Annotated in this window: 23 protein-coding genes; 4 read left to right on the plus strand and 19 right to left on the minus strand. The window is 36.1% G+C overall.

Annotated features, from left to right (window positions below; genetic code table 11):
• The 19 genes from AC0UA9_RS12700 to AC0UA9_RS12790 form a co-directional block, all read right to left on the minus strand.
• Positions 1–352, minus strand: a 352-nt coding sequence (locus AC0UA9_RS12700) for a cysteine peptidase family C39 domain-containing protein (protein WP_475660465.1), incomplete at its 3' end; no start/stop codon positions are given.
• A 210-nt stretch (positions 353–562) separates the two neighbouring features.
• Entirely contained in the window at positions 563–760 is a 198-nt protein-coding gene (locus AC0UA9_RS12705) for a hypothetical protein (RefSeq protein WP_475660466.1), read from the minus strand.
• A gap of 59 nt (positions 761–819) precedes the next feature.
• Entirely contained in the window at positions 820–1,050 is a 231-nt protein-coding gene (locus AC0UA9_RS12710; RefSeq protein WP_475660467.1) for a hypothetical protein, read from the minus strand.
• Positions 1,051–1,290: 240 nt separating this feature from the next.
• Entirely contained in the window at positions 1,291–2,364 is a 1,074-nt protein-coding gene (locus tag AC0UA9_RS12715) for a beta-barrel domain-containing protein (protein ID WP_475660468.1), read from the minus strand.
• 21 nt (positions 2,365–2,385) lie between these two features.
• Complete coding sequence (locus tag AC0UA9_RS12720) at positions 2,386–2,547, minus strand: hypothetical protein (RefSeq protein ID WP_475660469.1); 162 nt, start codon at positions 2,545–2,547, stop codon at positions 2,386–2,388.
• 489 nt (positions 2,548–3,036) lie between these two features.
• Entirely contained in the window at positions 3,037–5,211 is a 2,175-nt protein-coding gene (locus AC0UA9_RS12725) for an AAA family ATPase (protein ID WP_475660470.1), read from the minus strand.
• A complete protein-coding gene (locus AC0UA9_RS12730; RefSeq protein ID WP_475660471.1) occupies positions 5,208–5,648 on the minus strand; it encodes a hypothetical protein in 441 nt (146 codons plus the stop codon). The genes AC0UA9_RS12725 and AC0UA9_RS12730 overlap by 4 nt, the downstream gene beginning before the upstream one ends.
• Positions 5,649–5,737: 89 nt before the next feature.
• Positions 5,738–6,622 carry a GIY-YIG nuclease family protein gene (locus AC0UA9_RS12735; protein ID WP_475660472.1) on the minus strand — a complete coding sequence of 295 codons (885 nt, stop codon included), beginning with the start codon at positions 6,620–6,622 and terminating at the stop codon, positions 5,738–5,740.
• Positions 6,615–7,658, minus strand: a complete 1,044-nt coding sequence (locus tag AC0UA9_RS12740) for an SAVED domain-containing protein (protein ID WP_475660473.1) — start codon at positions 7,656–7,658, stop codon at positions 6,615–6,617. Before AC0UA9_RS12740 ends, AC0UA9_RS12735 begins: the two co-directional genes overlap by 8 nt.
• 1 nt (position 7,659) lies before the next feature.
• Positions 7,660–8,157, minus strand: a complete 498-nt coding sequence (locus AC0UA9_RS12745) for a Mov34/MPN/PAD-1 family protein (protein WP_475660474.1) — start codon at positions 8,155–8,157, stop codon at positions 7,660–7,662.
• A complete protein-coding gene (locus tag AC0UA9_RS12750; RefSeq protein ID WP_475660475.1) occupies positions 8,150–9,853 on the minus strand; it encodes a ThiF family adenylyltransferase in 1,704 nt (567 codons plus the stop codon). The genes AC0UA9_RS12745 and AC0UA9_RS12750 overlap by 8 nt, the downstream gene beginning before the upstream one ends.
• Positions 9,850–10,854, minus strand: a complete 1,005-nt coding sequence (locus AC0UA9_RS12755) for a nucleotidyltransferase domain-containing protein (RefSeq protein ID WP_475660476.1) — start codon at positions 10,852–10,854, stop codon at positions 9,850–9,852. The genes AC0UA9_RS12750 and AC0UA9_RS12755 overlap by 4 nt, the downstream gene beginning before the upstream one ends.
• Before the next feature lie 27 nt (positions 10,855–10,881).
• A complete protein-coding gene (locus AC0UA9_RS12760; protein ID WP_475660477.1) occupies positions 10,882–12,156 on the minus strand; it encodes a GIY-YIG nuclease family protein in 1,275 nt (424 codons plus the stop codon).
• Positions 12,156–14,084 (minus strand): DEAD/DEAH box helicase, encoded by a 1,929-nt coding sequence (locus AC0UA9_RS12765; RefSeq protein WP_475660478.1) that lies wholly within the window; start codon positions 14,082–14,084, stop codon positions 12,156–12,158. Before AC0UA9_RS12765 ends, AC0UA9_RS12760 begins: the two co-directional genes overlap by 1 nt.
• Positions 14,077–16,809: a DNA methyltransferase gene (locus AC0UA9_RS12770; RefSeq protein ID WP_475660479.1), complete on the minus strand. Its 2,733-nt coding sequence runs from the start codon at positions 16,807–16,809 to the stop codon at positions 14,077–14,079. Before AC0UA9_RS12770 ends, AC0UA9_RS12765 begins: the two co-directional genes overlap by 8 nt.
• Before the next feature lie 17 nt (positions 16,810–16,826).
• Complete coding sequence (locus AC0UA9_RS12775) at positions 16,827–17,747, minus strand: WYL domain-containing protein (RefSeq protein ID WP_475660480.1); 921 nt, start codon at positions 17,745–17,747, stop codon at positions 16,827–16,829.
• A gap of 305 nt (positions 17,748–18,052) precedes the next feature.
• Complete coding sequence (locus AC0UA9_RS12780; protein ID WP_475660481.1) at positions 18,053–18,685, minus strand: hypothetical protein; 633 nt, start codon at positions 18,683–18,685, stop codon at positions 18,053–18,055.
• 234 nt (positions 18,686–18,919) lie between these two features.
• Positions 18,920–19,612 carry a pentapeptide repeat-containing protein gene (locus tag AC0UA9_RS12785; protein ID WP_475660482.1) on the minus strand — a complete coding sequence of 231 codons (693 nt, stop codon included), beginning with the start codon at positions 19,610–19,612 and terminating at the stop codon, positions 18,920–18,922.
• A 34-nt stretch (positions 19,613–19,646) separates the two neighbouring features.
• Positions 19,647–19,955: a helix-turn-helix domain-containing protein gene (locus AC0UA9_RS12790; RefSeq protein WP_475660483.1), complete on the minus strand. Its 309-nt coding sequence runs from the start codon at positions 19,953–19,955 to the stop codon at positions 19,647–19,649.
• Positions 19,956–20,060: 105 nt separating this feature from the next.
• Between AC0UA9_RS12790 and AC0UA9_RS12795 the strand changes: the two genes are divergently transcribed.
• Genes AC0UA9_RS12795 through AC0UA9_RS12810 form a run of 4 tightly spaced genes read left to right on the plus strand, consistent with a single transcriptional unit; the run spans position 20,061 to position 23,080 of the window.
• Positions 20,061–20,594, plus strand: coding sequence for a hypothetical protein (locus tag AC0UA9_RS12795; protein ID WP_475660484.1), 534 nt, complete (start codon positions 20,061–20,063; stop codon positions 20,592–20,594).
• Positions 20,591–22,021, plus strand: coding sequence for a DEAD/DEAH box helicase (locus tag AC0UA9_RS12800; protein ID WP_475660485.1), 1,431 nt, complete (start codon positions 20,591–20,593; stop codon positions 22,019–22,021). Before AC0UA9_RS12795 ends, AC0UA9_RS12800 begins: the two co-directional genes overlap by 4 nt.
• Entirely contained in the window at positions 22,018–22,572 is a 555-nt protein-coding gene (locus AC0UA9_RS12805; protein ID WP_475660486.1) for a hypothetical protein, read from the plus strand. Before AC0UA9_RS12800 ends, AC0UA9_RS12805 begins: the two co-directional genes overlap by 4 nt.
• Positions 22,559–23,080: a hypothetical protein gene (locus AC0UA9_RS12810; protein ID WP_475660487.1), complete on the plus strand. Its 522-nt coding sequence runs from the start codon at positions 22,559–22,561 to the stop codon at positions 23,078–23,080. The genes AC0UA9_RS12805 and AC0UA9_RS12810 overlap by 14 nt, the downstream gene beginning before the upstream one ends.
• Positions 23,081–23,508 lie beyond the last annotated feature (428 nt).

The following is a 23,508-nucleotide window of genomic DNA, read 5'->3' on the forward strand; positions in this document are numbered from 1 at the left end:
CATTTATAGAAAATTTAGCGCCTTTAGTTGGGTGAGAACCTTTACCTGCAACTTTCGCTAAAACAACAAAGTGATTTAAATCCCAATGTAAAATACAAGGTGTCGCTAATTTATGCACTTCATCAATAGGGCATTGTAATGCTCGACTAGCCAACCCTAAACTATCACCCAACTCAATAAGTTGTTGAAGATTCATTCCTTTTAAGTTAGCAGAAAAACGCTTACGCATAGCTGGCATGTCAAGTTTATGACCATGAAAGCTAGCAACCATAGCCATTGAAGCTAAGCCGCATTCAGCAACTTCAGATTGTAGGATAATATTTACTGATTTTGAAAAGGAAAAATTAAGCAATTTTTTATTACCCAGAAGTCGTACAAATAGTCCTTTCTTTAAATATGAAGGTTCACCACTTGTATATTTAGCGTAAATTAGTAACGTTGAAAATCAAAGCAGCACAGAACTATACGAAGAATATTAATATACTGACAAAAATAAAACACCTAAGATTGGACGGAGAGTTGTAACAATAGTCTAAATAATCTTAGGTATTTTATATCAAAATTACTTTAAAAGTTTTTTTAAAACATATTGGTCAAATAGTGTAAAGAAGAATGTAAAATATAATGCACTATAAACTATATCTTCAAAATTTTTATAAGGTGATTCAATAAAACTAAACCAATTTTCGACTTGCCCTAGCAATAATAATGAAACAAAGAAACCAAAAAAGTATAAAGCAGCAACTTTTAATATTTTCATCTTAGAACCTCATAGTTAACTATATTTATAGGCTTTGGCAAAGCCAAAGCCTATCTAAATTATTTCAGCGCGTATCGAATCATGACAAATGCACCACCGATTGCAGCACCAAATATCATACCACCTACACCGCCAAGAATGCCCCGTCCAGCTCCAGCAGCAGCGCCTCTAGCTACGCCCCCTAAAAAACCAAGCGTACCACCTTGAGCCGCACCACCAGCAACTGCTCCACCAGAAGCTACATCACCGCCATTTACTATTGTTAATTCATTTACATTTAATTCACGCATTCTGTTACACTCCGTAAATCCGATATTTAATTATCGGGTTGTTGATTTGCAATCCTCAAATTGAGGTTGTAATTAATTAGGCTGGCTTTAGTTGTTCTCGCTAAAGTTTGACTAAAGTCCGCCGCTCTATTTTCCAACAAAGTTACTCTTAAAAAGAGCTCCCTCACCAGAAAAATTTACTTACCAGTTGATCATATCACTGGAATTATATTTTTTGCCGGAATAAATTCCGACCTACAGTTAGCTAACTCTACCTTTTAAGCTGTAAATGGGTTCAAGTAGCCATTCAATTAATGTGCGCTGTTCTAACATAATATCTGCCTCAAACAGCATACCACTTTTCAAATCAAACGCTTTACCAAAAGCCTTCATTTGCTGTTGATTTAACTTTGCACGTAAACGGTACACAGGCTCTTGCAAGCTAATAGGCAGTTGTACTTCATTTGGGGCAATTAACGCTTGGTCAATACGAACAATTTCACTGTTGATAAAACCAAAACGTTGGTAAGGAAAAGCGTCAAAACGTAAACGAGTATTATTACCTAATTGAACAAATCCAGCAGAGCGAGTAGGTAATAACAATTCAGCAATCAATTCTGAGCCTTCAGGTAAAATATGCAATAACGGTTTAGATTGCGCCTTGCTTTGTGACAGTGTTTCGCCTTCAACAACTTGAACACCTGTTACAATGCCATTATTACTTGCAGTGATAGTGTATTTATAGTTACTTGCGATTTGAGCTAATTGACGTTGAAGATCTGCTTGCTGACGTTTTAGGTTATTAATCCGTAAAGTATATTGTTGTGGAATATTTTTAATATGAAAAGCAACTTGATTTAATTTATTCTGCTGCTGAAGTAACAAACGGGCTATGTTTTGTTTCTCTTGCTTAGCTTCAAGTAAAGCCTGTTGTTGACGCTCTTTTTCTAAGTTAGATAAGTAACCACTTTTATTGAGTTGATTAAAACCTAATTGCTGTTCATATAGCAGTGTTAACTTTTCTTCAGCCAATGCCAACTGATTTTCAAGTGCTATTTGCTCATTTTCTAAAGCTGTTTTCTGAGCTTGTAAGTTAAGTATCTCTTGAGTTTTTAAGACTTGATGTTGAGTTATTTCGTCACTCAATAAATTTTCTTGAGTATTAAGTTGATCAGCAAGCTGCTCACTTAAATCAACGCCTTCACCATTGCTTTGCTGTACTAAAAGTGTTGCTATGGATTGCCCTTTAGTAACTTTATCGCCTTCTTTTACCCACAATTTTTCGATTGTGCCGCCTTGGCGAGCAAAACTTTTAATAACCCCCTTGTTAGGCATTAAAAAACCACGCACGATTTCTTAACGAGAATATTCAGCACTAAAAAGGAAAGCGATAATAGCAGCAGCAACAGTAATTAAAATTAGTACAGTTAGCTTGAGTGATAATGGTTGGGCTAAGGTGATAGCACCTGTTAAACGCTCACTTTGATGAGAAATAGCTTCCTTTCTAAATAACGACACAATAATTCCTTGCTTGCAATTCCTTGCTTGAGTATTTAAGAAAGCCAAATATAGCTACCCAAAATATGGCTGTCAACCATATTGATACAATTATTTAACACTGAATAAACAAACAACCTTAATTAATAACTACTGGGTTGTGGTGTTAGCTTCAACTCCTTATATTTACTTTGATTAAACTTAAAACCGCTCCGAAAAAACAAAAACCCAGCAATGATGTTGGGTTTGTAGTTTAATTACCGTGACTATAATTTTCTCTTAAAATCAAAAAAGCCGCTAAAAAGCGGCTTTTAAGATTATTTTTCAACATTTTTTATTTATGTATTCCTCAAAGCTATTACCTGTAACAAATTTAACAAATACAGGGGCAGTACAGTGACAAAACCAATAAAAATAAAGAGCTACAGATAAGTGACCCTATTAAATTTTATACATTAAAATATAAAAAAGTCTATTAACTGCCTTGTTTTCTATTTATTACGGTACAATTTAAACATTTTTCAACATTTCTGCCAAGGCTGTTTTACGTGTATCAATTGCGCCCTGTTTGTTAACACCATATCGAAAATCTGATTCTTTACCAATGATATGCACTTTATCTTCTGCTCGTGTCACAGCAGTATAAAGCCAACTGCGGTCAAGCAACATTCCCCGTTCAAGGAGTACAATCACATTCGGAGCTTGAGACCCTTGCAACTTATGTAATGTTAAGCAGTATGCCAGATCGATGTATTCGAATAATTGCCAATCTACTTCCAACATGCGTTTGTTGCCTTTTTCATCAAAGTCTTCAAGTTCAACGACACAAGCATAATCATCAGTAGCAATCGCATTTTTAATAACACCTAACGTACCATTCTGAACATCATTTTTATAACAGGTTAGAGTAATAACAATCGGATCGCCTTCCTTAAAGTCATAATTACCTTTGGTGATAGGCATATCTGTAAGGTCAAGTATATTGCCATTAGGGTTCACAGCACCTTGCAGCTTAATATTTGCGTTTCTTACCGTAGCATTAGTAGAAGCGACAATCATAGCACTTTCATACCCGGAATAAGCGGTTACTGCGTCTTGTAAAATATCACCTCTTAATGCTTGGAAGGATATATCAACGGTATTTAATGACTTTGGTATTATGCCGTGCCGTATGGCATTGGAGTATGCTGGAACACTGCTATCTGTTCCCTGTCGTTTCACGACATCAAGTTCTACATGGTTAATCACACCACTTTTAATAACATCATTCAGAATAAAGCCTGCATTAATTGGCGGTAGCTGATAAGGATCACCAACTAATACGATTCGAGTATTTTTCGAAAACAAAGTAACCAAACGCCACATAGTATAGGCATCCAACATCGAAGCTTCATCTACGAGCAAGACGGCATTTTTCTCATTGAGGTCAGTTTCACGCAATAGCTTTGCTATTGTTTTTGTTTCGAAACCGATAGATTGTTGAAGCCTACGAGCTGCCTTTCCCGATAACGCAACTGGATATATAGTGAAACCTAGTTTTTGATAGGCTTCGACAATGAGCTTGGTGGTGAATGTCTTTCCCGTGCCAGCCCCACCAGTGAGAGTAAATACATTGCTGAGTAAAGCAGTCCTTACTGCTCTTTCCTGAGCCTTTTCTAACTCCCATCCGATAGGTATTGAAGACGTATAAGCCTCTTCTAAATTGCTTTGCCAAGTATGCTGTATCTTAGAAAGTTTACTGAATCGTTTAGCGATGGTTTTCTCAAATATGTAATTGCCAGAAACAAAATAATTTTTTCCTTGTTTAACGAACCCAACAATATCGCCTTCTAACTTATTTGCTTTTGAAGTTAACTGCTGATTATTATTTAATAATTTACAGATATTAGGCTCAATATCTTGCCAATCTGCAACGGTATTACCTTTATCACTCCAAAGCCTCAATGACTGCTCAATAATCGAGGAAAGCCTAATGTCATCATCGGTTTTTATTCCGAAGTGTTTTTGAGCAATAGCATCAACTTTTGGAAATCTCATCCCCAATGAAAATAAACGATATGGATTTTTGGTTAGGAAATTGATCACGTCCTGCTCAGCAATTCTAAATAGTTGACGCTGAATAGGTGCTTCTATTTCCCACTCAACCAACTGAGCTGAATACTTTAAATTTGCATATTCTTTATAGCCATCCCACAGTCCATGCACCGCTTTATCGCTGAGAAGAACTTCTCTAACAGCTTGGAAGTTAGATATCGATTGGTCGTGTTCATATGGTGCATATTTGCCATGCTCAAGTATGTTAAATATATCGCTTCGAAACTCATTCCAAAGAAACTGTGCGCTTACCTTACCTATACCCTCAAATGCCTTCTCAGTGCTTAGAAATGTCACAAAACCAGCACCATTATCTGGCATTACACATTTTAGTTTAGGCTCCATAAATCGCCATACATCGACATATCCACCAACGCTGACTTGCTGTTGCTTTATGCTGAAGTTTTGTTCTTTAAGTATTTTCCATTGTTGCCCGACTTTTGGGTCAATATTCAACTTATCTTGTGTGGTCAGTATTACAATACGATGCGCCCCTGCACTAGGGTTTACAAAAACAGCACCCAATTGAACATTGTCAGAGCGGTATTGATATATTCGGGTGATCCTAACCAGGTAAGCGCTATTACTCATTTCCACAAGCCCATTTCTATCAACACTTCCTTAAATTCTGACAACTTGGCGACTTCAGCTACTAGCTTTGCATTTTCATTTTGCAATCTGCGGTTTACTCTTTTTAGGTCACGAACTTTTGCACTATCTTTTATGTCTTCTTCAATTTTTTTTGATATATCAATAACCTCATTATCCAGAGGCAGATTAGTTTTGCGTTGATGATAAATCCCTGAAGTAGCAAGTTCTTGTTTCAAGTCTTGCAACATATTAAAAAGCTTTTCATTTCTCGCTTTCTTAAATGCAGATGGATCAAAGCCAAGCTCACCAGCAATTTTTTTGGGGCTTAACGTGTCACCATGCCAGTAATCCAACCAATTAGGCGACTTTTTGGCTTTGATTTCAGCGATCCAACCTTGAAACTTATCTCTATTTTGTTGACCCCTCTCTTTGCTCATACTAACCCCCTATAATTCACTTGACCTTAATTCTGCTAACTCTGTATATCTCCGCTCTTCGAGCAACGAGAATTAAAGACGGGCATTTTTTATTCTTTAATCAATGTAATCGTTTCTTTTTGTTTTAAGCTTACGCCATTTTCATCAAGCCAGTAATCTGGCCCACTACACGGATATCCTAATAAAATTGCGGCGGCTTGAGATGGACTAGTAAAAAGATAGTCTTCTTGTAAGAGTAACTTTCCATTAATAGTTAACAGCTTTCCCTTTTCAATAAGCATATTTCTTATTTTTGCATACCCTTTAGATAAACTAGTATTTGCTTCAATAGCGGCTTCAGCACCTGACAGTACAACCAAACCTTCATCAGTTTGGATAGCTCGGGCTTTATATTTTTTTGCTTTTAACTCAAATATTGATGTATCTGCTGTCTCACTCGTTTGTAAATTTACTATTTCTTTTACTTTCACTAAAGGCTCTAACAAACGATAACCAAGCGAACCAATCAGTATTCGGATATTAGCAATGAACTCTTCCATAACATCTCGATCACCTCTAGGTAATACAGCCTGTGGGGGTTGATTGCCATTAAGCAATTCGTATCTTCTTGCTTGGCTAGTTAATGCAACAAGCCTAGACTCAAGATATTTAACATGCGCTTTAGTTAGATTTTCATCTTTATTGGTAAAACAGACAACTTCATTCCAGAAGTCTTTTCCTGACAAGTGTTGCTGTATTCGACTAGCTACTTGCTCAGCTTCGCCTATATAAACAGCATCATTTCCTGTTTCTTCGCTGTCACCAAACAAAAAGTAAACACCCGGCTTGAGGCTTTCTTCCCATTCGCTAAGTTCTTTAACCTTATTTCTTGGAACGGCTAAAGCTTGGCCTGTCCATCCCATTATTTCAGCATGACGAATTCCAGTGACTGAGCCATCGGCTAGGTATATTTTTATTTGACGGCCTTTAATCATAAATTTCCACCCCTTTTCCAGACAGTAATAAAGCCCATTCATAATGTCCTTTATTACCATTGAAGTTATGAATTACCCACGTTTTATGTATCCCTTCTTGAAACTTCCGGCCTATTTCAATTGCTAACGAAGACTGCACAGATAAAAACAGATGTATTCTCCTAACTTTGGGATCTCTAGATAATGCATCGATTGTTGCCAACAATGAACTAGATAATCTTTGCAGATTTTCTTGATTGAGTACTAAATTACGTTCAACTAGAGTCGTTGAACTTAAGATAGCCGTATTATTTTGAAATTCAACAGGAAGTTGATCTTGCAGTATAGGGGTTGATAAACCAACGGCTAGACCCACATTTCCATTTTCATCTGCTTTAGGAAGTGGTTCAGTGTTACTCAATTGGATGTTGATATCTTCGTTATCTAAAATACACCAGTTTGTGGAACCGTGCATTTTATCGAAATAACTAATATTGCTAACGTTCCTTAGAAATACACCGTAAGCCACTAAGAATGGAATTCTAGCTAAACCACCTATATAGAGTTTTTCACATTGGTGGTGAAGTACAAATCTTTTGAACAGGTCAACGCACACCTCAGCATTATAGCGTTCAACTTGTTTTTCAATATTATCATCTTGAATACTTAGTTCTATAGGCTCCCTAGCAAGCCTTTGCTCAGACTTGCTTAATATTTCCGAGGGGAAATGAGTAGGCATACTAGGTAGTCCAGAGATAATGACTCTTGCAACTTTTCGAGCTTGGTTTAGTTCTGCTCTAATATCAAAGAGTATGAGTCCACTTCCCAATAAAAACCCCATAACGCCTAATGTTGATGTTAAAAATGATACGCCACCGTTTGTTATTTCTATACTCCCTAAATAGTAGCTTGGAGGTAGAGTTAAGTTTATTGCAACCCCAAGTGCCGGACTAGCTATAGCTGCGATAATAATCCTTGTACCTGCAATCGTTTTGGGTGATGAGTTTTTTTTCAAATCGCGATAGACGCTAATCAACCACTTAATTTTGCTCCACATACTAGTTTCCAATTTTATATTCTCCAATTAATGATATTTGGGTTCGTAAAGTAGATTTTGTGCCCATCCACATCCGAATATGCGTTTGTCCTACAATCGCAAAAAACAACTTGTCACCTTCAAATTTTGATTGAATAAGTGCGTTCTGCCAGTCTTGTTTATCAATCAGAGAATAGTTTGGAATAGGCTCAGGGTGACTATGCCAAAGTCCTACATAAGTTGAATGTTTATTACTTTTTTTCCATATATCATTCACCAACTTATTGTGTTCAGTAGAGCGATAAAATTCACAGCGCCCTTGCTTATCTGATTTTTGAGGTGGGGTAAGTTGATCGATAAGTAATACACCCGCTGAATTAAGGTGCTTACCAATTAATACACCGCCAGATTCAGGTGATTGCCTAGCTAGTTGCCGAAAATCACATAATTTTGTCAATAGTTCTTTTGATACTCTAATCAAGCCATATCCTTTTACATCCATTTGCCATTCTTCAGTCATTGCAAACCCTACAATCATGATGCTGTTTTAAAGGCAATTGTTCTTTCAATGGCATAGTGGTGTATCTATCTGTTGTTTTTAGATTTGTTGAGTTATTACCCTTCCAGCTGATTGCTAGCCCAGTTATAAAAGACTGCAATATTTCGATTGTCTGAGTTGCGGCCAACTCAGCAGTTCTGCTTGAATCTAAAAAAGAAAATGGAGTAAACACACCAGCACAACCGGTAAGATTTTTAGAAATAGACTGCCCAACACAAACAAGCGATAATTCACTTTCAGCTTTCAGTTGGTTGCCATCAGTATAAAGGCATTGATAGCAGCTATCCTGCAGGTTTAAAGCAATGGAATGGCCACCTAAACCAGCCGCTTCATTCCAACAAAAAACAACACTATTGAAGTTTCTGTCTTTTAACTCTTGGTTAATTTGTAAGTTTACTGACGGTGCGCCCACAGCAACCACAATAGCGTCGCAACTCACTAAATCCTTGTCATTGATGACTTCAGAAAAGTATAGAGGTTTGGTTTTAACTTTTATGTATGGTAAATCATTCTGTAATTGACGGGCTAATGAGTTAACTTTACTCCATGTATCAACGTGACCTGTCTTTTTATCAGCTTCAAAATTTAATTCACGGCCTCCCAAATGGTGTCGGTATATATTATCGGCACTTAATATATCGGGGTCGACTAATACCAATTCTCCAACACCAGCTTTAGCTAACATGTTTACCACTTGGCCCCCTACAGACCCACACCCTACAACAGCAACTTTTTTATTACTCAATAAAATGTCACCGCCTCCACGTTCTACGAGGTACTCTTTTGAGTTCCGCCTAATTGAAAACAGTTCAATCTGCCAGTCGTTTGAATGTTCGACAATAGGGTGAGGTAAATGATGGTTAGCGCTAAATCTCAATAAAAACTGTGTTCTTTCATTATTAATTCTTGGCATAGAGAGTAATACGTAAAATATACTAAATGAGCGACATTTCTTAACGAGTTTATTTAATATTTTTTTGTTTTGTTCACTTACATAATTAAGCAAAGTAGTAAAATACTGAGAACTAAAATCTTTGCCTCCTACTGGAGGTAATACCGCGCTATCCAGAGGTAAATGCAATATTTTAGTAGCACGATACTGCCCTAACTGTTTTACGTTACTAAATTGATATGGCAAAGCCTTATTACGACTACACATTACGACGGGTATAGAATTTTGAGGGCCTTTTTTCTTTTCTCTTTCAATAACTCTCAGGTAAACCATTTCAGCTTTATCTTTAGCATGGTAAAAACTAGCAACACTATAATTAGGTTGGTAATAACCTTCTAATTCATCTAGTAATTCGTCTTGGTATATTTTGAGATTTATCCTGTTTAAGAGTTTAACTATATCTTCAATGTATTGACAAATAATGTCATGTGCTCTCGTATAATCAGCAAAAACAGTATCGCTTTCTTCAATGCAAATAGTGCCGTATTGGTTAACATGGGGTAAAGTACCAATTAAATCTTTATTTAGGAGTATTGATTTAGGTAAACAATAAGGAAAGCTCTCGGGGAAATATATAGCAACTTCCCACTTACGGTTATTTCCAATCAAGACGAAATTAAAATGACGTTCTTTTTCTTCCTGAAAAGATTCTACATAGGATGATTTTAATCCTGAAACCATCCTTGAAAGTTCTGCTTGGTTCACGCGCTTGTGCCTGTGGGTACATATGGTGCTGTATTAGTTTGTTTACTGTCTTCGACTAAAGGAAAGTCATTGCCAAAAACTTTGCGTAGAATTTTGCTACATTCATGCTCAGATGATTCATCTCTAGCTGCCTCTAAGGCTTCTAGTAAATCCACTACTTTCGTATAAAATACGTCTTGCTGTTTTAATGTCATTTTGTAATAAACATTTTTGCATGGTTCTACTGGCAGGCTTACATCAATACTCCATTTCAAAGCACTGCTTTCCTGATCCCATGTTTGGTTAAAACTATTTTTAATGTCATTAACTACAGTAATAAGTGCATCTAAATCACAGTCTATTTGGTATCTGAAAGCTGTTCGTGCTTGAATGGTCAAGCCAATTGAAGGTGGTGCATTATTACCATTGTTGCTGAAAGCTTTAGCTTTCCATTTTTTCAAAAAACGTGCAATACGGCGAAACTGTTTTTTGTGTTCAGCTTCGGTCGCAACATCACTAATCCATTGCTTTAGTCCTTTAGGGTCTGCAATCCACCATTTCCGATTTTCAGTAGAAAACTCTTTACCCCAAGCAATGTGGTGGTTGTCATTATTTTTCGAATAAATAGCCAAATCCACATGGTAGCCACTGGCATAATTAACCGTAATGCATGGCTTATTAAATTCAACGGTTCGATTGTGATGTTTATTAAGTTTATTGAATACTAATTTTTTTAGTTTATTTGAATCGTATTCATCGTTTGTTATATCAAAAATAATCCCAACGTCTATGTCATAGTCACCACTGGTCGGCTTAACACCTGTGTTCATAGCATATGAGCCAAGATCAATTTTTGAAAACGTCAATGACTTATTTGTATCAGGAATTTTTTCGTCAGTTAACGAATTGCGTAGCTCATTGATAAGAAGGTCGCGTTTCTCTTTAAGAGTTGCATTTTCTTCATAGGTACCCATCTTTATGGTGTCATTAAACGTTATAAACTGTGCTTGTAACTTTGCCATGTATAATCCTTCTTACTGGTTATTATTTTATCTCAACTCAATTTTTTGCGATGTTGAGTTATATCGGTAATTAACAATCTGCCCATTTCCAATAAGCTCAATAGCAGTATTTATTTGTTCGATTGGTACACTGAACCATTCTCTCGGCTTACACATATTGCCATGTAAGTCTGCAATCTCGACATCGATACAAACATTTTTAAATACGGTGTGAATAAGGTTTTCAAACTTCTGGGTGTTCATGTTGTAGCATTCATATTCAGCGACAACATTTACAGGAGCCATTAAGTACGTTGGTTCGTTTGCAGCATTGGCAATACGTTTTGCAACGGGTGTTGTTGAGTAACCAATTTTAAATAAATTAGAAATTGAATTAATTCGAGGATCTTTGCTTTGGCTAGATAAAATATAAATAAAACCTGCGGACTCATCATCTTCACCAACATTTTTAATATCAGAGAAGTGATCGCCTTTTGGTGAAACCATTTTTCCATCAGCATATAGTGACTTAGCAATAGAGCGATAAAGCATATTCGACTCTGTACCATTTTCAAATATACAGCGTGTCCTTCCATCCTTTCTGAAACGCTTTCCATCCACAGTTTTTGCTTCACTAGTGATGTCTATATGTTCGAGGTACATCAGTACCCCACTTAAGACATAATATTCACCAGCTTGAAGCTTTTCACCTTTATCATCAAACTCAATAATTTTACGATGACCACTGTTTAACTCTTGCTGAACAGCCGGGAACAGGTCTTTATATTTATCGAAGTCTTTACATGACTTACGCCTTGCAACCAAATCGCTTTCAGCACGTTTATCTGCTTTAACATGTTTTATATTAAAAATGCTATCGTCAGAATCACCCAGTAAACCAAAATCATCATCAGCAAATATATCTTCAACCGAGTTAATTTCTTTTACTACAGGCTTTGGTTCAGGTTTAGGTTCTGGCTTGTATTCTGCCGCAGGCTCAGCTACTTCATGGGTTAATGGAAGCAAATTAAATTCATCAAAATCAACCAATGCATGGCACTGGGTATCATTACCTCTAATATAATCTAACCGTTTAAATAACATTAGCTCACTAATGTTTGCCATATTGTTTTCAGGCAACCGACCATTCGCTTTATAGAAATCATTTATTTCTTGAAACTTCGCAACCAAGTGTTCATCTGCTGTTGGCGCTTTGGACTTTACTTTAACCGCTGTAAGCCCTAATTCGTCATCATCATTAATGAAGGTTAACCAGTCATCCATTTCCATCGACTTTAATTTTTGCCATTCTTCATTTTTCATTACGCTTGCATCCTTTTGCGCTTTTCTTGTTTGATGTAAATTAAGCATTCAGCCAAACGCTTTTCGGTAAAGTCAGACGCGTTTAAATCAGGTTCACGGCCATTTTCATGAACAAACTGTTTAACTTTAGGCCATAACAATTTAGCTTCATCAAAATCCATTTGAATACGGGTGGTTTGAATTGACTCTTGAATGAGCTTAAGTACGTCAGTAGTTACTGATTTGGACAATATCTCAAAGGCTTTCTGGAACGGGTTAATTTGATCGATTAGATCAATACTCAATTCATCAATGTTGATAAATTTATCCGCTAAGCGAACAAACTTTTTACCGCCTTGTTCACTAACTTCTGCTGTACTTACTGCTGAATCAACGACTACTTGTTGACGAACTTCTTCAATTTCTGCTTCAGTTAAATCTGGGTATTTACGTTGAATTATTTTAGGGATAAGTATTTTATTTACGACTTCTGGGTCAACTTTACCTGCTGATGCAGCAATTACTTTGTCATCCTGTAAAATTGCGGCTTTTAAATCAGCTAAGTCTGATTCAATAATGTCTTTAGTACGCTTAGTACTTGGCTCTTTAAAGCCGCCAATTTTCATTGTGCCCGGTGGTGCAGGCTCAAAGTCATCATCTTTTTTGGCTTTAAACTTAAAGTTGGGTGCCAATACTTGCTCCATTAGCAATGAACAAGTAATTGCTTTAAGCATGTTATTCACTGCAATCGTTACTTGGTCATTTTCAGCATCAGGCTGAGCTATTAAGTTAGTGAATTGCGCATGTGTTTTGTTTGAACTATCACGAGTACAGCGACCAATAATCTGAATAATTTCAGTTAATGAGCTTCTATAACCCACGGTTAATGCATGCTCACAGTATTCCCAGTCAAAGCCTTCTTTGGCCATGCCTAATGCGATGATGATATCAACATCATCTACGTGTTTAATCTTTCGTAAGTAATTTTGAATTACATCACGCTCATTTTCTTCAACTAGGTCAGCTACTTTTATTACCGTACCGTCAGACCGGGTAACAGGAATAACGCCAGTTCCAGGGTCGCGTTTACCTGCTTCACCAAGCACTTCCAGAATGGCATCGACTTCATCGTATTTTTCTTTGGTTGATTCACCAGAATTAACATTAGGGATATGAATGATGGTCTTTTTACCGTAGTTCTCTTCTGAATTAAGTACTTCATGAATAACTTCGGTGTATTTACCTTGGTAAAAGTGATAACCAATGCCAAGCGATTTTAAATAATTGTAACCATTAAGCTGTTCATAATAATTAAATGATACTTTATCGAATTGCGCTTCAAGCTCTGGTGTTAACACAGGAACGCTATCACCACGAAAATACGAACCTGTCATAGCAACAATATGGGCGCTACTGTTTTCCATAATCGAGCGTAATACATCACCTAATACGTTTTCACCATCAGCAGAGACGTGGTGAAATTCATCAATAGCAATTAGGCAATCGTTAAAAGCTGTATCTTCTACTTCTTGGAAGGCAAAACGTAATGTCGCGTGAGTACAAATAAGTACTTTATCGTCACCTGCCATAAAGCGCTTAAACGCTTTAGTTCTACTAGTTTCACCACCAGGAGTACAAAGGTTATTATCTTCTTCAACTTCCCAATCACAGAAAAAACCGTGTTTGCTAAGCTCAGTGGTACTAAATGAACCACCTATAGAGCGTTCTGGTACTGCAACTATGGCTTTTTTAACGCCTTGGTTATGCAGTTTATCTAACGCCAAAAACATTAATGCACGAGACTTACCCGATGCTGGTGGTGCTTTTAATAACAGGTACTGGCTGTTTCTTCCTTCATATGCACGAGACTGCATCGCTCGCATGCCCATATCATTTGTATTTGAACTAGCACCGCTTTGAGCATACTTGAATTCCATTAAATTACGCATTTTGACCTCCTGTCATAACTGAAAACAGTTTCATTAGTTCTAGTAACCGTTGATTGTTGTCTGAAAAAGTTGATTTTGAATACAACGAGTCAATTAGAGTGTCATTATTGTTGTGAACTTCCCTTAAATCGGCGGGCATTTTTTGAGGATCATATAATTCCGCTAGTGTTTGATCGGAGTATTGCTCTCTAAGAGTTAAAATACGTAAAGCACTTTCTCTAAGGCTCTCGATACTTTCATTTGACAACTCTGGTACAGGAAAACTATACCAACAAATACCAGCAGAGTAGCGATAATCACTTTTTAATTTCCCCGCAAAGTTTTCAACCCAACTTGTATGCATTTTTGAGTTAATCAATGCAAAAATATATAAGTCAGCTTCATAAATTACTTGTGCGGCATCGGTAACAATACAATCCTTAGATACGAAATCTATAGGTATATACTCTCTCCTAATTGAGGATACTCTAGGTAATACTAACTGGGTATTTTCAGCTTTATTCACCATACAAAATTGATGCGATCTTTCAGCACAAGATATTGCGTTTTTTGCTCCTTGTAAGCGAAACTCCTTAACAGAATCAATCCTCTTTTTAATCGGTGGTATATTTAATGCGAAATTTAAATCTTTATCTTCAATCCAAAGGCAGTGTCTTTCAATGCCATTAATTAGCTCTCTTGAGCCATATATTCTTTTTATTAACCTTTCGCATTCAGGAAAGGACTCCAATAAAGTCTTTTTTTCTTCTGGAGTTAATTGTAAGTGACCATCATCTAATGCAATATTCCCCTGAATCATTTTAGGTAGTTTACTTATTGGTTTAGTGCGACGGTCTACATATATATTTGGAGCATCAAGTAAGTAACCATTTATATTTTTAACTAAAAATCGATTTTGAGATGTATATATATATTTAGGAGATGTAGATGTTTTTCTTAATCCAATAATCGAACAAATCACAGCAGCTTTTTTCTTGGCATTATTACTCCATACAAAGTCTTTTACTGCAAAAAATATCTCTTTTTCATTAGGCTCTATTATTTGAGGCCATAAATCATGAACCTGAGTACCTTGACAGATTGAATTAGTTGAAACAAAAGCTGCTTTGGTAGTTTTGTTTATATATTTAGATGCTAAATAAAACCAGCATGCGATGTAATCAAGGTTGTTATACTTCTTGAAACCAGCGAAAACAAATTTAGTATCTTCTTTTTGCTCACTGTTTTGTAATTTACCGCCTAAATATGGAGGATTCCCTAAAACATAGGTTTCAGTGGAGGTATTATCACAAATATTTTCCCAGTGTAGCTTGGTTGCATTACCAAAAACTATTTGGCCACTTTGTTTTAACGGTAATGGAGCCTCACATTCACCAAACTCTGACCTAAACTCAACATTCATTTGATGCTCAGCTAACCAAAGTGAAAGTATCGCCACTTCATGAGCAAAGTCATCTAATTCGATACCGTAAAATTGAGAAAGCTTGATACGTGAAAAGGATGAATCTAAGCCAACATCACCAAACAAGTCATCTTGATTATCGTTTTGCTCAAGTTCTTGCAAACGCTTGATGATTTCCATTTCAAGCTTGCGTAGTTCTTTAAAGGCAATGATCAAGAAGTTTCCTGAGCCACAAGCTGGGTCAAATATTTTTATTTCAGCGATGCGTTCATGGAGTTTACGTAATCGGCTTGGTTTTAACTTAGCATCAATGTTGTCTTCAATATTTTCAAACTCAGCATTAAGCTCATCTAAAAACAGTGGTTCAATAACCTTCATGATGTTAGTCACTGAGGTATAGTGCATACCCATACCGCCACGTTGGTCTGGGTGAACCACTGCTTGGATCATCGAACCGAAGATATCAGGGTTAATATCAGACCAATCTAGTTCACTGCCACACTCAATGAGCATTTTGCGTGATTTAGTGGCAAACCTTGGAGAGGCTATGGTATTGGCAAATAGACCACCATTAACATATTTAAAATCATCTAAATATTCAGGTAAATCAACACGATTATCTTTATGTGTATTTAAAACTTCAAACAAGCGATTAAGATAACTATCAACATCTGAACCATCAACTTTAGTATGAGATTCTAATGTACCACTAAATTGATTTTGATCGAATATGTCAGTATCTTCAGCAAAGAAGCAGAACAGCAAACGGGTTAAGAATACGTTTAGGTTATGCAGTGCGTTGGTATCGTTTTTTGTTTCTTCATTAAAGTTATCGGCTTTGATTAAGTCGAACAACTTAGCCATTTTTTCAGCCGCTTTAACATCAGCAGGGTTTTCACCTTGGTAAACCGCTTTTTCCATTCCTGCCCAAGGCAAGAAAAAGTCAAAATGTTTGCCTAGCTCATTAAACTCAATATCTAAAGTGTCATGAGTGCGAGTATCAAGAGCAACAAACTGATTAAAGTCGGTAGCGATCACAAAGCGAATTTTATCACGAGTAACTGATGGCTCTTTTTTCATGCTATCAATATCTGACAACACGCAATCACTTTGACTTTTTTTAAAGTAAATATGGCGCTTAGCTCTGACTTCACCATCAACTTTAGATAAATTACGCTCACCTGATTTAATACGACCTATGGTTGTTTTACGATGACCATAAGCCGCCATTAGTTGGTATATAAACTCATCCTTGTTAACTTGGTTAGCAATAATATCTGACGCTAACTTTTTAACGATTTCTTCTATTTGGGTAATATTCATTTAATAATCCATCATTTTTATAATGCTTTATAGCCAGGTGCGATAACTAGATCCGCAATCCCCATTAGTTTTTGTTTAGTCTGGTTGGCGTTACTCAACCACAATTGATATTCGTTGCCTTGAAGTGATGCATTTTCTGTACAGTCGACGTTCCACTGCCTAAGCAAATAGCCAAGCAGTGACGCTCTTACTTCAAGAGTTAGCTGCCCATTATCCATATCGTAATCAAGCTCTATTGCTTTCTTATATTTGATTGATGGGTGTGGCTTTAAAGTTACCTTTACGACTTTGTTCCACTGGTGGTCATTTGATCTTAACTCGTTACTATCTAACGCTATGCTTTCTATATTTGATACTTCATGTTGTTTAATTTCAGTAACGTTTTGTAATCGTGTACATACAAAGTCCCTAAATTCTTTTGATTTTCTATCAAAGGCTCGTACATGCCAACGATGACCATTATTGACTAGCACATGAGGCACTATTTCTCGTTTACTTTGCCCTGAGCTTAATGACACATATTCGCATGTAACTGCTTGTTGACTATTGATAGCGCGCATAAGTGTCGCTATTACTTCACTTTTAGGGTGAACAAGTCTGGTTGCATCAAGGCAATGCTCACTTACTTGTATACCATTCGACAAGCCATCACCAAAACCACGGCAAAGACCTGTTAATATAGCTTCGGGGTTGTGTTCAAAAACAGGTTTGAAAGTATCAGTTCGGTGGTAGTTTTTTGTTTGATGGAATAGCTTAAGGTTTTTTGGTGCAAGCTCGCGGTAAGCGGTTAAGTCACGAGTGCAAGCTGCTAAACCAGTTTTGAAGCGTTGAATTAAATCCGCACGAGCTACTTGGCCAAAATATTGAAGGCTAAAGTCGATAAACGCGAGGCGTTCTTTCTGTGCGTGAGTTAGCGAATCCAGTGTTATTTGTGACATATTAACTACGGGTGAGTTATTAATGAATTTTAATATAGCATTGAATCATAATGAGTCAATCAATTTGATTTCATGTGAGTGGGCAATGGTATTATTTCGGCGTTAAAAAATATGCGCTACTCGCACATTTTCATAAATATAGTGAGGGCTAAAGTCATTTTTGATTTTTATGGAGTGTTGTTTTGGAAAACTTAAATTTGTATTAAAATCAGCTACAGAACTGCTTTAACAAATTTGATTTTTACGGCAAGAATTTAGGAAAAATATCTACTCACAATAACCTAGTCTATTGAAATCTTGAGCGTTTAGGTTTCAATTCGTCGGATAACCTTTTTCCAAAACAGACTATCAAATTCTAGGTTACTATATTTGCATACTGCCTTGATCTGTTCGATAAGCTCATACGTTCCAAATATAAAATTATTATTCTCTTCACTTAGCTTTGACGTATAAAAAATAATTTCAATAACTTCTCTTAATAAATGTGCAGTCCAAAACTCGATACTTTGACTTGTTTTCAATCGTTCTGTTTTTTCAAGCTGCTCACCTTTAGTAAGCCAATCATTAATGTTTACATCTCGCTGACTCTCTTTAATTGAAATAGCTCGATTTTTATTACTTAGACCAACAAGTAAACGTCGTTGACTTTTAGATAGCATTTCATCAGTACTTGAGAGTTCAACTACTAAATTATCTAATAGTTTAGTATGTATCAATGGTGCTCCAGAATAACAATGTTTTAACGGATCATTGAATTCATCAACCAATATCATTAACCAGTTAATGTAGTCTTCATTGATAATTTGTATTTCATCATACAGTGCTTTTTTTTGTTTTTGTGTACGTGATTTAAAGAGGCTTATTGTAAATTTATGACCAATCCATGAGCCAAATAGCGCGCCACCTAGCGCACATGCAATATTAATCAAATAACTCATTGGACAGTTCCTTGCAGCATAATGAGTCTGTTACATCTTGATATGTGAATTTTTTAAATTAAGAATCCCGCCACCAAACATGAGACTGATATAGACAACCATTTTATACAAAACTAATACTGCAAAAGATGAAATTGTTAAAATATCCATTACCATAGGCAATACCTCCACTAACTTATTGACCATTAACGCCTTAACCCCGCATCAGTCCGTAGACAAGCATATAGCCGTTAGTTATAGAGTCCCATGGGTGACTGGACCGGGGGATTCAACAGTATCAATATCACTATATTTACGCAATATGTTTTGTAAATAACTAAGTGTATGAAAGGGGGCGTTTATTAATTGAATTGCATCATGGAGATGACAGATAAGAAATTCTTCCCCAAACTGTTCAATAAGAACTTGCAGCGACAGTGTATCTATTTTTTTCTTTTTTCTATGTAACACAGTCGACTTTCTAATAAAGTCGTTTTCTCTTAGAGTTGCCACTATTTCAATTAGTGTTTTATTAAAAAACAACTCTTCGGGGTATTGAGCTGAAATTTGAGTATTAACCAACTTGTCGCTAGCAATAACTTGGTCAATATTTCCTGAACTTACAACCTTACAGTTTATGAAGCTGCAACCTTTAAATTTAACCTTTTCAAACACCGTAGCGGCTATTATCGAGTTTTTAAAGGTAACCGATTCTAAATTACATTTACGAAACAAAGTTCCACGAATTAAGCATTCGTTAAACATAGTGCTGTAAAAATCACAAAATTTAAATTTGGTAGCAATTAATGATGTATTTTCGAATTTAGCATTAGAAAAGTTTGAATTATAACTGACTGACTTGTTGAAGTTTTTAAATATAAATTTTTTATCTCTAACATCATGGTTCGTATAACTAAATGCATAGCGGTTTCGATCATTTATAGCCACTATTTCCTCCGGAATTTGCTATTCACATGACAGCTTATTTGTCTGCTTCTAGCAATAAAATAAGTTTACGTTTCCCTTCATCATCAAGTTTATCAATCAACCTTGCTAGAGTAGCACTTTCTTCTGACTCACAAAAAAAATAATTAATTGGTACATTCAGCTCTATTGCTAGTTTTTTTATTGTGGCGAGATCAGGCATATGACGACCCGTCTCGTAATGGTTCATACGACCGCTTGCAGAGCTTGGATCAATCCCTATATTGATACCTAAATCTTTTTGGCTTATTTTCATTCGATTTCGAGCCTCTTTAAGGCGCTCTGTAAAAAAGGATTTAACCTGCACTGGTATTTCATCTCAATAACTCTCACATAAAAATGATTGTCTAGTTTTTACATCAACATGTATACTTAGTAATCCTAAGTTTATGGTTATTTATGAGGTATAGCAATGAGTAAGAAAGTGGATATGAATGTGTTTTTGCATTTTCTTCTAGTAATCAAAGAGATGAATGACTTCACAGTATCAGAAGCAAAAGACGTTCTCTTGCTTGAAACAACAGAGTTTACTGATCCTGTTGAAACCCGAAAGTTTATATACCGCCAATTAACTCGTAATGTTGAAAAAGGTCTGCTGAAGCGAAGTGAAAAACCTGATGGTAAAGTTAAAAAAGTTTTATATTCAAAAACAAATTTATTCTTCACAGCTAAAATTGAGGCGACTTCTAGAAATACTACAACGGATTTAAATGATAACAAGCATAATAAGTTACTAACTAAACTGAATCATTACAAAGCCGAATTATTATTGAATATTGGAGAGTCTGAAGCTTATAAAGAGCTTTATTCTGACTTTCCGGAGTTAGTTGATGAGTTACAACCCCAATACAATGAAGCACGCGACAATAATACTAAGATATTAGGAAAAATAAGAGCTATTGAAGGTTTACTTGGGCAAGCTAAATTTGTAGTAGAGAAGAAATGAAATTAAGACAATGGCAAGCTGTGTGTATTAATTCAGCCCTTGAACAATTTTTGAATGGAACAAACCACTTTTTAGCCTTAGCAACACCTGGTGCCGGTAAAACGATGATGGCATCGGAATTGGCAGACCAATTACTTAAAAATAACTTAGTTGATTTGGTGATTTGTTTTTCACCTTCGTCGATTGTTGCGAAAGATTTCAGTGAGAGCCTTCACTTAAGAACAAAAGAGCGTTTTGATGGCTTGATTGGCGCTAAAGGCCGATCACTGACGTATCAAAATTTGCAATATCTTGACACAAGTTTTTGGCAGTTATTTGAGCACTATCGCGTTTTTGTGATTTTTGATGAAATACATCATTGTGCAGGCTCTAATATTGACAATGCTAATGCGTGGGGAGAGCAGGTAATACTTAACATTCAAGGTAAGGCTCAATTTACTTTAGCCTTAACAGGTACTCCTTGGCGCTCTGATGCTGTTCCTATCGTTCTTTCTAATTACATGGGCCCTAGTAACAAAATAACTTGTGATTACATTTACGGGCTCTCTGAGGCTATTCAAGATGAAGTTTGTCGGGTTCCGCAGATAGTGGCTATTGATAATAACAATATTTCGGTTGTTGATAGTGAGGAAACAAAAAATTTTAGTAGCTTCAAAGCATTACTATCTCAGTCAATAATCCCTTATCAGGATGTAATTGAAAACGAAGCAGTGATTAAATACGTAATATCTTCAGCGCATAAAAAACTTTCTCAAATACGATTGGTTAATCCGGATGCAGCAGGGCTAATTGTTGCTTCATCGGTAGAGCATGCAAACCAAATTTCTGTGTTAATGAAAGCTAGCTTTAATGTAGATTCGATAGTTGTGACCTATAGAGAAAGTGATCCCACAAGTATTATTCAAAACTTTAGACACGCTAATTCTCAATGGATAATTTCAGTTGGGATGATCAGCGAAGGAACGAATATTCCTAGATTACAAATTTGTTGCCACCTGACTAATATCAAAACAGAAATGCACTTTAGACAGATCTTAGGACGAATTTTACGTGTAACAGATTCAACGAACCAAGAGGCGGTGATGTATATGCCTGCTGAACCAAAATTGTTGGAGTATACTTATAGAGTTAAGCAAGACGTGCCTTTTGAGGCTGATGTCGTTAAATTTGAAAAGATGAAGCCAGAAACGCTAGACCAGCTGGGTAACAATAAAAAAAATGTAATAACTTTCGATAAGATAAAGCCGACTTCGCCTACTTTTGAGCTAAGTTCAGATGATTTTGACAATAAGATTAGCTTTGAAAATGATGCAGAAATGAATACAGTTGATGAACATTATTTAAGTACTTCTTATGAAAAAGTAGTCAATATTTTTGGCCGATTTAAACAAGAATCTATCGCTTTAGGGCTAAGTGAATTGAGATGATTGATATTACTGTTGAACAATTTAAGCAACGATTAAAACAACCAAACCACCCAGACGGCTTTCATGTCGCTGTTGATTCACAAGATGAAAGTCAACTATACATTGCTATGAATGATGGTTTGGCTAACATCAAATGTGATCCGATCGAATTATATGGAACAGACATAAAAAATTACATACAACTAATGATCACTCAAAGTAAATTGTTCGTAAAAGACAATGAAAAGTCCGTTCGCATTGGTCAGGGTCGAAGTATTTATGGGTTCACGCTAAAAGCAGAAGAATATACACAGAATGAAATACAGAAAACAAAGGGTATATATTTTTCTAGCATTCTTATTCGGTGGCAAAGAACACATAAATTTCCTGACAAATACGTACAAGAAAAACTTGGATTATCAGCAAAAGACTTCCAACTATTTAGAGAGGATGAGTTAGAAGTCACTCAAGGTTTAATAGCTAAGCTTAGCGTATTGACTGGTGTTTCAGAGCAGTTTTGGAAAAACAGATGGCAGCAAAAAGCCAGTAGGCTCTATGATGAAAACATTTAAAACGATAACAACCAAGGAATTAACAACATTAGTTTGTGATAGCTGCGGCTTAAAAGCAAATGCTGAAAGTGATTATGAGTTCCATGAGTTTATTTCCATCGAACATCATTGTGGTTATGGCACAATACATAGTGATGGAAACCAGATAAACATTGATTTATGTCAGCAATGCTTTGCACAAAAATGTGGTGATTCACTCAGAGTCATAGATAAAATCGTTGATGCAGGAGAAGTTCAAGAAAATAGTGAAATCAATCGGCTTGAATATCATAATATTTTTGAGGCTATTACTAAATCTAAACATGAAGCATATCAACTAAAAGAAAATTGTGACCTAAGATTGGCAGCAAGAGACATTCTATCGAAAAATAAACTTTCAGATGATAATGAATTAAATGTTGCACTAAAACGTGTAGAGCAACTATGGGATGCACAATACCAATCAACCGAGGGTAATGAACTTCATCAACTTGCAGATTTAATTTGCGCCTATGAGAAAAAAGATTAGAAGAGTATTTATGATAATACTGAATTATCGAGCAACGGCTTTGTGACAGAATGATTTGACTTTCAAACAACCTATACAGGTATAGATTCGAATCGCCTTGACGAAATAAATAGCATTTATTCATAAGTATAGCCGCAATTCTAGTTATTGCTCGTGTAAAGCTTTTACACGAAGCAAAGCAGTGTGGCTACTTAATTAATTGCCGAGGTATTTTAGTGCTTGGCTAAAACGTTACCTAAAGCGACATGGGTAACAGACATTCCATCATTTAGAGTAATTGATGCCGCTCGCGAAAATTAAGGAGGGCGTTCAAAATTCTGTGTCAGCTTAAATTCTTAAATATCGAGTACGCTGTCTAAGCGTCCTTCAAAATAAATGGCCAGCTGAGATAAACACAAGCTCCAATTGTGGATTGGCATGGTCCATTT

The sequence above is a fragment of the Colwellia sp. F1 genome, from assembly GCF_056238625.1.